This window comes from Rhodococcus sp. Chr-9 (genome assembly GCF_000801125.1).
Classification (GTDB): Bacteria; Actinomycetota; Actinomycetes; order Mycobacteriales; family Mycobacteriaceae; genus Rhodococcus; species Rhodococcus pyridinivorans.
The window spans coordinates 1-315 of sequence record NZ_JTIZ01000135.1; the positions used below are offsets into that span (position 1 = coordinate 1).

The 315-nt window shown below is 36.5% G+C and carries 1 protein-coding gene; it reads right to left on the minus strand.

Annotated features, from left to right (window positions below; all coding sequences use genetic code 11):
- On the minus strand, positions 1 to 315 hold a 315-nt coding region (locus tag QR64_RS26970; protein ID WP_039587729.1), incomplete at both ends, for a hypothetical protein.

Here is a 315-nt window from a genome sequence, read left to right on the forward strand (position 1 = left end):
CCTCGCTCCCCTCTTTAACTTCAAGAGCATCTTGCTCGAATTTTGTTAATTGTTTAGACTGTCCAGCATAATATAATGCAGTTCCTCCGCTACTATCAGAAAAGTTATAAAACTTAAATTTAGGTTCAATAACTTCATAACCGTTAATGACAGCTACAACCATTTTCAATTGCTCGTAACACTCAAAAGCACTACTTGGACATTTATCGCCGCCTATCCAATTGTATCCATAACCAAAACGAGTGATGTGACAAAGCGCTCGTTTTTTGTTTATTCCATCTTCAAGGTTTCCAAAAGTTTCAAGATAATCAGCTT